The organism is Serratia sp. L9 (assembly GCF_050632285.1).
Taxonomy (GTDB): domain Bacteria; phylum Pseudomonadota; class Gammaproteobacteria; order Enterobacterales; family Enterobacteriaceae; genus Chania.
Window position 1 is genome coordinate 3,237,555 of sequence record NZ_CP192591.1, and the last position, 13,158, is coordinate 3,250,712.

The 13,158-nt window shown below is 56.6% G+C and carries 10 protein-coding genes and 1 pseudogene; 4 read left to right on the forward strand and 7 right to left on the reverse strand.

Annotated features, from left to right (window positions below; translation table 11 throughout):
• Nucleotides 1-162 precede the first annotated feature (162 nt).
• The 7 genes and pseudogenes from fbpC to dpiA form a co-directional block, all read right to left on the reverse strand.
• Nucleotides 163-1,221, reverse strand: coding sequence for a ferric ABC transporter ATP-binding protein (gene fbpC, locus ACQ86O_RS15255; RefSeq protein ID WP_431221821.1), 1,059 nt, complete (start codon nt 1,219-1,221; stop codon nt 163-165).
• A gap of 25 nt (nt 1,222-1,246) precedes the next feature.
• Nucleotides 1,247-3,325, reverse strand: a complete 2,079-nt coding sequence (locus ACQ86O_RS15260) for an ABC transporter permease (protein ID WP_431221822.1) — start codon at nt 3,323-3,325, stop codon at nt 1,247-1,249.
• 131 nt (nt 3,326-3,456) lie between these two features.
• Nucleotides 3,457-4,487, reverse strand: a pseudogene (locus tag ACQ86O_RS15265) (ABC transporter substrate-binding protein).
• 66 nt (nt 4,488-4,553) lie between these two features.
• Nucleotides 4,554-5,843, reverse strand: coding sequence for an MFS transporter family glucose-6-phosphate receptor UhpC (gene uhpC, locus ACQ86O_RS15270; RefSeq protein ID WP_431221823.1), 1,290 nt, complete (start codon nt 5,841-5,843; stop codon nt 4,554-4,556).
• Between the two features lie 84 nt (nt 5,844-5,927).
• Complete coding sequence (locus tag ACQ86O_RS15275; RefSeq protein ID WP_431225738.1) at nt 5,928-7,460, reverse strand: MASE1 domain-containing sensor histidine kinase; 1,533 nt, start codon at nt 7,458-7,460, stop codon at nt 5,928-5,930.
• A 15-nt stretch (nt 7,461-7,475) separates the two neighbouring features.
• Nucleotides 7,476-8,105 carry a response regulator gene (locus tag ACQ86O_RS15280; RefSeq protein WP_431221824.1) on the reverse strand — a complete coding sequence of 210 codons (630 nt, stop codon included), beginning with the start codon at nt 8,103-8,105 and terminating at the stop codon, nt 7,476-7,478.
• 248 nt (nt 8,106-8,353) lie between these two features.
• Nucleotides 8,354-9,040: a two-component response regulator DpiA gene (gene dpiA / locus ACQ86O_RS15285; RefSeq protein WP_431221825.1), complete on the reverse strand. Its 687-nt coding sequence runs from the start codon at nt 9,038-9,040 to the stop codon at nt 8,354-8,356.
• 329 nt (nt 9,041-9,369) lie between these two features.
• On the opposite strand from dpiA, the gene citC reads away from it, so the two are divergent.
• The 4 genes from citC to citF are packed head-to-tail and all read left to right on the forward strand — an operon-like array spanning nt 9,370 to nt 13,154.
• A complete protein-coding gene (gene citC, locus ACQ86O_RS15290) occupies nt 9,370-10,440 on the forward strand; it encodes a [citrate (pro-3S)-lyase] ligase (RefSeq protein WP_431221826.1) in 1,071 nt (356 codons plus the stop codon).
• Nucleotides 10,440-10,748 (forward strand): citrate lyase acyl carrier protein, encoded by a 309-nt coding sequence (gene citD, locus ACQ86O_RS15295; RefSeq protein WP_431225739.1) that lies wholly within the window; start codon nt 10,440-10,442, stop codon nt 10,746-10,748. The genes citC and citD overlap by 1 nt, the downstream gene beginning before the upstream one ends.
• 7 nt (nt 10,749-10,755) lie before the next feature.
• Nucleotides 10,756-11,649: a citrate (pro-3S)-lyase subunit beta gene (gene citE / locus ACQ86O_RS15300; RefSeq protein WP_431225740.1), complete on the forward strand. Its 894-nt coding sequence runs from the start codon at nt 10,756-10,758 to the stop codon at nt 11,647-11,649.
• Nucleotides 11,649-13,154 (forward strand): citrate lyase subunit alpha, encoded by a 1,506-nt coding sequence (citF, locus tag ACQ86O_RS15305; RefSeq protein WP_431221827.1) that lies wholly within the window; start codon nt 11,649-11,651, stop codon nt 13,152-13,154. The genes citE and citF overlap by 1 nt, the downstream gene beginning before the upstream one ends.
• The last annotated feature ends 4 nt before the right edge of the window (nt 13,155-13,158 follow it).

A 13,158-nucleotide genomic window follows, 5' to 3' on the forward strand; every position in this document is an offset into this window, starting at 1 on the left:
CTGGTTGCAGCAAAATGATGAGGCATCACAAGGCTGACAGCATTACCCGGCGCGTGGCATTTGCAAAGTGACAGTGAAAAGGAAGCTGAGCGCGATCACATCTGCGTGAAATATCTCAGGGCCGCCACTGGAAAATCCCCGCCCAAAGAGCGGGGAAGAAGGTTATTCGTCGGCGAGCACAAACATGCCGAACGGATGGATTTGCAGATAATAGCTGTCCCCCGGCTCAGGCTGCAGTTGGGTAGCGTTAACCTGCAGCAGCAACGACTGGTCATGCCAATCCACCAACACCTCATACTGCGGGCCCATATAAGCCACTTTGCTGATGGTACAACGTTGGCTTGGCTCCCCATGCTGGCTGAGGGTAATGGCTTCTGGGCGCACACCCACCGTGCATTGTTGCAGGCCAGGGGCGAACCCTTGCGGGCGCGGCACCGGGTAGCCAAAGATCTCTACGCCATTGCCGGTGACCTTGGCCGGGAAGATGTTGGCATCGCCCATAAAACCGGCCATAAAGCGTGAGGCCGGGTAGCGATACAGCGCCTGCGGGGCACCGAGTTGCATGATTTCCCCTTTGTTCATCACCAGCACGCTGTCCGAAACGGCAAAGGCTTCACTCTGATCGTGGGTCACGTACAGCGAAGTGATGTTGAACTGTTGCTGCAACTCGCGGATTTTCTCGCGCATGCTGCGGCGCAGGTTGGCATCCAGGTTACTTAAAGGCTCATCGAACAGCAGCACCTTGGGTTTCAGGATCAGCGCCCGTGCCAGAGCGACACGCTGCTGTTGGCCGCCGGAGATCTGATCGACATAGCGTTCCTCGAAACCTTCCAGATCGACCAGCATCAGGGCTTCGCGCACCCGGTCACGGATCTCGGCCTTGGGGCGCCCCAACATTTTCAGGCCATAGCCGATGTTATCCCCCAGCGACATATGCGGGAATAAAGCGTAAGACTGGAACACCATACAGATATCACGCTGCTGAATGGAGCGGTCGGTCACGTCCTCGCCATCGATAAAGATCTGCCCGCTGCTGGGTTTTTCCAACCCGGCGACCAGACGCAGTACTGTGGTTTTGCCGCAGCCGGAAGGGCCAAGCAGCGTCACCATATCCCCGCGTGGGATGGCCAGGCTCAGGTCGCCAATCACGGTGTTATTGCCAAAACGTTTGGCGACATTTTTCAGCTCAACAAAGTGCTTTTTATCTTGAAGTTCAGACATGTTGTTTATCCTTATCCGCCGGGGTTCAGGCAGCATTACGGGCTTTGGAACGCGCTACCCGCGCTTCCCCAACCAGGGCATCAAACAGGAAAATAATCGCCAGCATGACCACGATCAGTATTGAGCCGTAGGCGATAGCCACGCCATATTCGCCATCCTCTACCCGGTTAAGGATGTAGGAAGTCGCGACGCGCGTATCTGGCGTTACCAGGAAAATAATGGCACTGACGGTGGTCATGGCACGCACAAAGCTGTAGACCAATGCCGAAAGGATCGCCGGGCGCAGCAGTGGCAGCAGGATATACAGCACGGTACGCAGCGAACCGGCGCGCAGGCTGAGCGATGCCTCATCCAACGACTTGTCCAGTTGTCCCAAACCGGCAATTCCTGCCCGGATCCCCACCGGCACGTTGCGCATCACCATCGAGATAATCACGATGGCCGCCGTACCGGTCAGGTAAACCGGCGCGCTGTTGAACGCCAGGATGTAGGAAACCCCAGCCACGGTGCCCGGTACAGCGAAGCACAGCATGGTGCTGAATTCGATCACCTTCTTGCCGCGGAACTGCTGGCGCACCACGATGTAAGCAATCAACAGCCCGAAGATGGCGGTGATCGGTGCGGCAATCCCGGCGTACAGCAGGGTATCGATCAGAGAAGGCCATGCGCCGTCGCTGAAGCCCTGGCCAAACAGCTTGGTGAAGTTGTCCAGCGTCAGCGTGTAGTCCACGCCCCAGTTGACGGTAAAGCTGCCGTAGAAAATGCTGCCGTACAGCAAGACGTTGAAGGCGATCCACACATACAGCATCAGCGAAACGCCCCACACCAGGGCATCCGGCAGGGGTTGCACGTCCCCATGGTTGGATTTGCCGGAAATGGTCACGTAGGAACGTTTACCGATCCACATGTATTGCACGCAGAACACCAACAGCGAGAACAGCAGCAGGATCACGCCCAAAGTGCTGGCGGCCTGATAATCAAGCTGTGCGCCGGTAATGTAGAAGTAGATCTGTGTGGCCAGCACGTCGAAGTTGCCGCCCAGCACCAACGGGTTGCTGAAGTCGGCCAGCGACTGAACGATCACGATCAAAAACGAGTTGGCCAGTGCCGGTTTCAGCAGCGGCAGGAAAACCTGGGTGAAGGTCTGGAAGCGATTGGCCCGCAGCGTGTAGGACGCTTCCTCCAGCGAGGGGTGGATGGTCTTGATGGCACCGTCAAGGATCATAAATGACATTGGGGTAAAGGCCAGCACCTGGGCCAGCCAGATACCGGTAAAGCCGTAGAGCCAGTTGGTGTTGGTCAGGCCGAACCAGGTGGCCATAAACTCGGTAATGTAGCCGGAACGCCCCATCATCAACGTCACCCCCAAGCCGACAACAAACGGCGGGGTAACGATAGGCAGGATCGAGAAAATGCGGCCAATCAGCGCCGAGCGGCGGGCAATACGCGTGGTATAAATCGCCAGTACCATACCGAAAAAGGTGCAGCCGATCCCCACCGCCACCGACAGCAGGAAGGAGTTCCAGATCACCTGCAGGATATGCGCCTGCTCCAGGATCTGCATAAACGCCAGCGGGGCGAAGGCACCGCTTTCATCGGTAAACATCGGAATAAAAATGGCGATGCTGGGGAAGATGATAAATAGCGCGATCAGCGCGATCACCGCTACCAGCGATCCCAGGACGAAACGATCGCCCCCCAGCCATTCCAACCTGGACAGCGCCAGGGTGATCACCGCACCCATTGCTACCAGCAATGGCAGGGTGGCGAACCCCATTCCGGTTTCGGCTATGGCGGCGCTGATAAACACCAACAGCCCGCAGGCCAGGGCATAACCGGCGTCAAACAGGTGGCGGATGCGCTGCTTGCGGCCAGCGGCAACCGCCGGGCGCAAGACCAGTAACAGCGGGGCGGCAAACCAAATCAGTGCCAGACCCGCATGTGACCATCCGTAGGCCGCCAATAGTTCTTCGCGGGTGGCTTCCAACAACCCGTAGTCCAGGCTGTAAGAAGGCAGCAGGGCGAAACCGGCCAGCGCCAGCAGCAGCCAGTAGAAAATAGGATCCCGCCCTTGCGTGGTGCGCAAGGTGATGGTTTCAGACATGATGTTCCCCGGAATTAACTAAAATGAGGAGGGCGTGTAAGCTACGCCCTCATATACCCGTCGTCTTTCAAGCCGCAGCGTGGTTACCGCGCTCTAACGTGAAATCCAGCGGGTATAGATTCATAGCAGGATCAGTTGCCCATTTTCACATCATTAACCCACTTGGAAATCAGCTTCTTACGCATGTCGGACGCACCGTAGGTATCCATGTCGTAATCAATCAGTTTCAATTGGTCCAGCTTCAGTGAGTTCGGGGAGGTTTCTGCCGTGGTGTTGGTCAGGATCTGGTAAGACTCGCCTTTTTTCCAGGACAGTTCCTGAGCCTCTTTGGACAGCGCCCAGTCAACGAACAGCTTGGCGTTCTCCATATTGCGGGCATTCTTGATGACGCTGATGCCGCCAATTTCATAGCCGGAGCCTTCGCATGGCGAAACCAGCGTCAGAGGAGCGCCTTTTTCTTTTTCCAGCGAATAGTCGTGCAGGAAGCCAATACCGATGGTGGTTTCACCGCGTGCAGCGTTGCGAGCCGGGGCTATGCCGGATTTGGTGTACTGCGAGATATTGCCGTTAAGCTGCTTAAGGTATTCGAAGGCGGCATCCTCACCCCACAATTGGGCAAAAGTGGCCAGTGCGGTGTAGGCGGTGCCGGAGCTTTGCGGATCGGCGATCTGGATCTCCCCTTTGTAGATCGGGTTGGTCAAATCTTTCCAGCACTTCGGCTCCGGCAGGTTTTCTCTTTCAGGCGATCGGTATTGACGCCAAAACCGAGAATACCGATATAGACCGCAGAGGAGTAGTTACCTTTGCGTTTGGCCGGATCGCGGAACTGCGGCATGATTTGCGCCAGGTTGGGTGAAACGTAGGGCTCCAGCAGGTCCATTTCACCCGCCTGGGATTGTGGATCCAGCGTGCCGCCGTACCAGACATCCGCCTGCGGGTTTTTCTTCTCCGCTTCCAGTTTGGCCAGTGTGCTGCCGGAGCCGTTGCGGATAAAGCTGGTCTTGACGTCGTATTTTTCCCCGAAGGCTTTGGCTTCTTCTTCACACATGGTGTTGGTGGCACTGCAATAGATCACCAGGCGTCCTTTGGCCTGTGCGGTACCGGCTAAGGTTGCCAGTGCCAGGGTGGTAGCCAGCAGTGTATTCAGAGGTGTCAATTTCATGGTGATGTCCTTTTTGTTGTTGTCTTTGTAGGGTAAACAAACTTATTGATAACCCCCCACCCTGGGTCATTGCCGCATCTGCCCGGCCATCAGCAGGGGCATCAACAGCAGACCGACGCAGGTGGCGGCCAGCGCCAGCACGGCAAAAAAACCGTACCAGCCATAAAGCTGTAACACCTGAGCCAGCGGCCAACCGGCCAGCGCGGCACCCAGGTAGGCGAACAATCCGAGAAACCCGGTAACGGTGCCTGCCGCATCTTTATGGCAGTGTTCCGTGGCGGCCAGACCGATCAGCATCTGTGGCCCAAACACAAAAAAGCCCAGGCTGAAAAAACAGGCCGAAAGCAGCCCATAGTGGTGCAGCGGGGCCAGCCACAGGGCGGTCATTGCCATAAACAGCCCGAGGGCGAACAGCAGGATCATCGGTGCCCGCAGGCCACGGAACAGTAAATCCGAACCCCAACCAGCAAACAGCGCGCCAAACAGCCCACCCAATTCAAACAGCGATAGCGTGGCATTCGCCTTCATCAGGTTCACGCCGTGGCTCTCCGCCAGCCAGATGTTGCCCCAATCGTTAAGCGCAATCCGTATCAGGTACACCAGGATGTAGGAAACGCCGAGCAACCAGATGGTCGGATTACGCAAAATGGTGTTGTACAAAATCCGCCGCATCGGCATTGGCGGGCTTTGCTCTTCCTGCCACAGCTCCAGCGGATCGCGCCGCCAGCGGCCAACGCTGGGCAAACCCTGCTGTTGCGGCTTGCCGCACAGTTGCCAGCACAGCCACAGCCCAATCAACATGCCGATGGCCCCAGGCAGCAACAGGGCAGATTGCCAACCGTAGTGTGAGGCCATAAAGCCGGACAGCAACGGCACCGCAGCGCCGCCCAGACTGATCGACGTATTCCAACTGCCCCACCAGAAGCCACGCTCGTTGCGCGAATACCAACTGGTAAGCATTTTGGCGCAGGGCGGCCATCCCCAGCCCTGAAAGAATCCGTTCAACGTCCACACCACCAGCAGCGCGGTCAGCGAGTGGCAAAAGGCGAACAGAATGTTCAGCACGCCGGTCATAAACAGCCCAACACCCATAAACCAACGCACCTGGCTGCGATCGCTGACGATGCCGGAAACAAACTTCGAGCTGCCGTAAGCCAGGTAAAACAGCGTGCCCAACAGGCCGATATCCCCTTTGTCCAGCCCAAGTTCGAACTGCATCACCGGCATGGCGTAACTGACGCTTTTGCGTGTCAGGTAAAATGCGCCATAGCCGACGATCATGGAAAACATCAGGCGTGGCCGCCAGTAGCGGTAACGAGCGCTGATTTGTTCTGCAGTTAACGTGGCTGCGGTCATGGGTTCCTCTGGTTAGTAAGAGCAGTGTAAGAAGTTGATGACAGGAACGGATGAGACTAGGTTTTAGACACCTAAGACTTATTCCTAGTCAGGAGGGGTTTTGTTCAATTTTGTGGGCAGGTTAACAATTATGCGGGTGCCATTGCGTCGTTGAAGCAGCCAATCGCCCCCTAGCGCGCGAACCCGCTCTTCAATACCGCGCAGGCCAAATCCGCTGGTGGGGTGTTGCGGTATACCCTGGCCATCATCACGCACTTCCAGCGTGATGGTCTGGTTACTCTGTGTCAGGCTCAGGCGGATGTGGCTGGCGCAGGCGTGCTTGCTGATGTTATTGAGCAGTTCCTGCGCCACGCGATACAGCGTGACAACCAGCGTTTCGTCGTCCGGGGTGGTCGGTAGCCGGTAATCCAGGCGAAAATCGATCCCCTGTTCGATAAAAGAGAACTCATCGGCCAGATGGCTCAATGCTTTGTCCAGCGACATTTCTTCCAACACCGGCGGGCGTAATTGGCGTAACAACGTGCGGGTGGTGTGGTGGATGCGCTGTGAAAGCGAGTCAATCTGCTCGGCGGCCAGGCGGGTGGCCGGCGCGGTGGCACTGCGGTTAACCAGCATGGCCTGGATCTGGATCGCGGTGATGTTCTGGCCAATCTCATCATGCAATTCGCGGGCGATGGCCTTGCGCACCTCTTCCTCAGTACCCACCAGCCTTTCCATCAGGTGCCGCTTGGCCGAAAGCTCCTGTTCCAACTGTTGCTGGTAGCGTTGCAGCTTTTGCGCCAACTGCTGCTGGCGGCTAATGGCAATCCCCAGCCCGATCCCCAGCAGTGCCTGGGTGGAGAGGAACAGCTCCAGTTCGCGCAGATCCTGAAAAGCGCCGCCAACCTGGCGGGTTAGAGTGATCAGTACGCTGCCAAACAGGGCTGCCAGCACGCCACCTTGCCAACCAAACCGATAGGCCATAAAAACATTAGGCAGAAAGATAAAAATCAGCAGCAGGCGTTCCATCTCGGGCGCGATAGCCAACTGCACGCAAATCCCGATAGTGAAAAACAGTGAGCACCACAGCAGCAAGGAAGTACGCAGTTGCGGGGTGGGAGGCCGGGGTACGGGCATAGTGGCAACCAGTTGTTGCTGGAGGTAGGCATAAATCAGATAGATAAAAGGCACCAGCAACAGGCCACCGGTAAAGGCGGCCAGCAACGTCTGGCTGACAGGGGCCGCCAGCCACGGCCCGGCCAGCAGCCCGCACAGCAGAGCATTAGCGGTAATGGCGGCCAATAATAGCGACAGCCGCTGCCAATACAGGTGATAACGATACCAGAGCCGTTGAATGCACCAGGCCGGTATCAGGCTTAACCAAGGCAAAAGCAATAAGAGGCGTTCGCTCAACAATTGCTGGCTATGCAGCCACAGCAGCATCGCGCCTTCCGCCACCAATAGCGTGAGCCAATAGCGCCGGGGTAGCAGGATCAATAACGCCAGGCGTAGCCCTTGCGGTAACAATAACACCGCCTGCTGGCCGTCGTGGCTGAGGAAAAGGCTGATGGTCCACAGTGCCAGCCAGCTAAGGCTGAAGAACAGGGCCAGGAATAAAGAAAGCGCCAGCCGGCGCAGTATCAGTTGCACCGGTTAACTCCCGGCAAGCAACTGATGTTGCAGAGCGAAATGCACCAGCTCAATGGTCGTGGCACATTGCAGCTTGCCGAGGATATTGGCGCGGTGGACCTGCACCGTTTTGTGGCTCAGGGTCAGTTGCTGGGCAATTGTTTTTACACTCAGGCCGTTGACCAGCAGATCGAAAATCTCTTTCTCGCGCGGGGTGAGCACCTGCAGCTCTTTTGGTGTTTGTTGCGTATGGCGCAGGGCGCGCAGCGCATCGGCACACAGGTAGAGCCCACCACTGCTGACGGCACGCACCGCCTGAACCAGTTCATGCGGGCCGCAGCGTTTGGTGAGGTAGCCGCCAGCCCCGGCATCAATGGCGCTCTGCACAAAGGCGTTGGTGTCATAAATACTGAGGATTATGGCGCGGAACGTCGGGCGCTGCTGGCGTAAACGCTTTAACAGGCTCAGACCGCTTTCATCCGGCATGGCGATATCCAGCACCGCCACGTCGATTGGATCGCGCAGCAGATGCGGCCATGCCTGTGCTGCCGAGTCGAACTGACAGGTAATACGGATATCGCTTTCCAGTGAAAGTAATTGGGCAAACCCGGAACGGACCACCACGTGGTCATCTATCAGCGCAACGTTAATCATAAGCCTGTAACAATTCTGGTAGGTTTTGCGCATCATGCGCAGGAAAAGGCTTACGGGCAACTGTTGCGCTGCAAAATGGAAGAGAGTTAACAGATTGGCATGAAAATGGTCTGCGGTGGTGGCTGTTCTCACCCTGTCCCGCAGGGAGTGGAACGCCAAGCCTGGCCGCAACACTTTCCTCGCGCCCTCTCTTTCGGGGAGAGGGTTGGGGAAAGTGAAGGGACAAAGCGGGCCCTAAAGCGCTAACATCAGCCGCTGCCAGCAGAGCGATAGGTGCGCTGTGGCCTGCCGACCTTGCCGTAGATGATTTCCGCAATCAGCCGATCGTTGGCGGCAAAAAACTCCAGGTAGCGCCGGGCGGTGGTGCGGCTAAGGCCAATTTCCTTCGCCACGCTCTCTGCCGTATGGCGAATCTCTACGTCTTCAAACAGGGCTAGGATCTTCATCAGCGTCAGTTCATCAATCCCGGTGGGCAGGGCGGTTTGATCGCCACCGCGGGCATAAGTATTGAACATTTCGTCGATGCGGCGCTGGTTGACCCGGGCTTTGTCTTTCAGCGCTTCGCGCCGCTGGCTGAAGCGCAGCAGGGTTTGCGCCAGCCGATCGTAGGCCAGGGGTTTGATCAAATAGTCGAAGACTCCATAGCGCAGCGCCTCGGCCACGGTTTCCATATCGCTGGCGGCGGTAATAAACACGATGCCACCGCCAAAACCCTGGAGCGTCAGTTCGCGCAGCAGTTCAATGCCCTGGCCGTCCGGCAAGAAATTATCCAGCAGGATCAGATCGGGCTTGAAGCGTTCGGTCATCATGCGCGCCTGCGCCAGGGTACCCGCCAGCCAAATCTGTCGGCAGCCGCCATTCTGTTTAATAAATTCTGCATGCATTTCTGCCAGTGGGGTTTCATCTTCAACCACCAGGATATTTAGCCATTCCATTCTCACTCCCTGCTGCTTAATTAATTATGATGCTAATTAAATGTAGTCGAGCTGTGTATTTAATTAAACCCTATGACGGCAATAAAAACTATAAAAATAATTAAGTAAATAAAAACCATTAAACAACTTATTTACTGCGGACAGTTTGTGAAATAGGTCAATAATCCACGCTTTCTTTCTGTCTACCATGGCGCCATTAAATACTCCTTTATTGTTATTTGCCATCTCAACGCTATGGTTTTTAAGATTTTATCTACTCGTTCTGATGTTAATTTTATTGGGTGTTTGTATTTTAATTGTTATTAACAGGTTATTTCAGAGAGACTGACATGTTTGGCGATACCGTATTTAACCGGGTGAAAAGATCGGATCATAAAAATATAGCGGCAATTAATGCTTTCTTACGAAGTAATGATTTGAATATTGACACCACGGTCGAGGTTTTTATTACTGTTACGCAAGGCGAACAATTAGTTGCCTGCGGAGGTATTGCTGAAAATATTATCAAATGTGTGGCAATCAGCCCACAAATGAGAGGTGAAGGGCTGGCTCTGTCGTTAGCGACGGAATTGGTGAATCTGGCCTATGAGCGCCATCATACCGAGCTGTTTATTTATACCAAAGTGCAGAACGAGGCACTGTTCCGCCAATGTGGTTTTTACCCCATTGCCAGCGTGCCGGGCATTGTGGTGCTGATGGAAAACAGCCCGTGCCGCCTGAAGCGCTATGCCGCGCAGTTGGCGGATTTACGCCAGCCCGGCCACGCCATTGGCAGCATCGTGATGAACGCCAACCCGTTTACCCGTGGCCATCAGTATCTGGTACGCGAAGCCGCTGCCCGCTGCGACTGGCTGCATCTGTTCCTGGTGAAAGAAAACACGTCCCGCTTCCCGTATGAAGATCGCCGCAATCTGGTGGTGAAGGGAACGGAGGGGATCGCCAATCTGACGGTGCATGAAGGGTCGCAATACGTGATCTCCCGCGCCACTTTCCCTTGCTATTTCATTAAAGAACAAGGCATTGCCGACGATTGCTACACCGAAATCGATCTGAAAATCTTCCGCCAGTATCTGGCACCCGCACTGGGGATCACCCACAGATTTGTCGGCAACGAACCCTTCTGTGCCGTAACGGCGAAATATAACCGCGATATGCGTTATTGGCTGGAAACCCCTGCGCTGCCAAGCCCAGCGATCGAACTGGTGGAGATTGAACGCCTGCAGTATCAGGGCACGGCGATTTCCGCCTCCTGGGTCCGCAAGCTGCTGGCGGCAGGTGACTTCCACGCCGCCGCCCCTTTGGTACCCAAAGATACTTTGTACTACCTGCAGGATCTGCAGGCACAGCGTCGGCCTAAGTTGGCAACGCAAGAATTTGAGTCCGCACAGTCAGGTGAATGATGAAAATACTCCGAGAAGTAATGGCCGGCACGCTGGAATCCAGCGATGTCATGGTGCGTATCGCGCCAGCAGAAGGCCCGGAACACGATCTGCTGATTGCCAGCAGCGTGGAAAAACAGTTCGGCGAAGCCATCCGCCACACCCTGTTGCAGGTATTGCAGCACTACCAGGTGCCGCCAGTGCAAGTGATTGTCGACGATAAAGGCGCGTTGGATTGTGTCTTGCGTGCCCGGCTGGAAACCGCGCTGATGCGTGCCAGTGAAACCGCCACGCTGCCATGGGAGGATCGTCGTGAAAACGCTGAATAAATACCGTATGCGCCGCAGCATGCTGTTCGTGCCCGGAGCCAATGCTGCCATGGTCAGCAACGCCTTTATCTACCGGGCGGATGCCTTGATGTTCGATTTGGAAGACTCGGTGATCCTGCGTGAGAAAGACGCCGCCCGCCGCTTGGTATTCCATGCGCTGCAGCACCCGCTGTATCAGGAAGTGGAAACCATTGTGCGCGTCAACGCGCTGGATTCTGCATATGGTCTGGCGGATTTGCAGGCGGTGGTGCGCGGCGGCGCGGATATCGTCCGTTTGCCGAAAACCGACAGCGCGCAGGACGTGGTGGATATGGAAACCGAAATCACCGCCATCGAACGTGCCTGTGGCCGCCCGGTAGGCACCACAGGCCTGCTGGCAGCGATCGAATCAGCACAGGGCATCACCAACGCGGTAGCGATTGCCCATGCTTCACCACGTTTAATTGGCATCGCCCTGGGGGCAGAAGACTATGTGCGCAACCTGCGTACCGAGCGCTCGCCGGAAGGCATCGAACTGCTGTTTGCCCGTTGTTCGTTGCTGCAGGCGGCCCGCGCCGCTGGGATCCAGGCGTTTGATACCGTCTATTCCGACGCCAATAACGAAGCCGGTTTCCTGCAGGAAGCGGCGCTGATCAAGCAACTGGGCTTCGACGGTAAATCCCTGATTAATCCGCGCCAGATTGAATTGCTACACAACCTGTATGCGCCAACGGCGAAAGAAGTGGCGCATGCGCAGCGGGTGGTGGATGCCGCAGAAGCGGCAGAAAAAGAGGGGCGTGGCGTGGTCTCGCTGAACGGCAAGATGGTAGACAGCCCGGTGATCGAGCGGGCTCGTCTGGTACTGCAACGTGCCGCGCTTTCCGGCGTGCGCGAAGAACCACACCACAGCGAGGAAGCATAATGAAACGCCAACAACGCCTGATGACCTTGAACAATCACGCCGATGTGCGGCTTTATCAGGAAGCCTCCAAGGCCAATCAGCAGGCGCGTAAGCCGCGCGATATCAAACGCTGTGACTCGCTGGAAGAGGCGATCCGCCGCAGTGGCCTGCAGGACGGGATGACCATTTCTTTCCACCATGCTTTCCGTGGCGGCGATCTGACACTCAATCAGGTGATGGACGTGCTGGCCTCAATGGGGTTCCGTAACCTGACGCTGGCCTCAAGTTCGTTGACCGATTGCCATGCGCCGCTTGTCGGTCATATCCGCCACGGCGTGGTAAGCCGCATTTATACCTCTGGCTTGCGTGGGCCACTGGCTGATGCCATTTCTCGTGGCTTGTTGAAAGAGCCGGTGCAGGTTCATTCACACGGTGGGCGCGTTAATCTGATCGAATCTGGTGAACTGCAGATCGACGTTGCCTTTCTTGGGGTGCCTACCTGCGACGAGTTCGGTAATGCCAATGGCTATATGGGGGATGCCTGCTGTGGATCGCTCGGCTATGCCAAGGTGGATGCCGCAGCGGCCCGCAGCGTGGTGCTGCTGACCGAAGCCGTGGTGCCTTATCCCCATCATCCTGCCAGCCTGGCACAGGATCAGGTTGATCTGATCGTACAGCTGGAGCGGGTAGGGGATGCAGACAAGATCGGTGCCGATGCCACGCGCATGACCTCAAACCCACGTGAATTACTGATTGCCCGCCGTGCCGCCGAAGTGATTGTTGACTCTGGCTACTTTGTCGAGGGGTTTTCTCTTCAAACCGGCACCGGCGGCGCTTCTCTGGCGGTCACCCGCTTCCTGGAGGACAAAATGCGGGCCCGTGGCGTGCGCGCCGGTTTTGCCCTTGGTGGGATCACCTCAACTATGGTGGAACTGCATGAGAAAGGGCTGATCGGCAAGCTGTTGGACGTGCAGAGCTTTGACCGTGCTGCGGCGATGTCGTTGGCGCGCAACCCCAATCATATTGAAATCAGCGCCAACCAATATGCCAACTTCAGCTCCAAAGGGGCTTCGGTCGATCGCCTGGACGTAGTGGTATTGAGCGCTCTGGAAATTGACACCGGCTTTAACGTCAACGTGCTGACCGGCTCCGACGGGGTGATCCGTGGCGCTTCTGGCGGCCACTGCGATACCGCGGCGGCGGCGCGGCTGGCGATTATCGTTGCTCCGTTGGTGCGTGGGCGCATACCTACGCTGGTGGGGCAGGTCACCACTTGTGTTACGCCAGGATCCAGCATCGACATTCTGGTTACCGACCACGGCATCGCCGTCAACCCTGCGCGCCCAGAGCTGGCGCAGCGCCTGCGGGATGCCGGGCTGGAGGTGGTCAGCATTCAATGGTTGCGTGAGCGTGCCCTGTTGTTGACCGGTGAGCCCCAGCCGATCGCCTTTACCGACAACGTGGTGGCCGTGGTGCGCTATCGCGACGGCTCGGTGATTGACGTCGTGCATCAGGTCGCGGAGTAACGCC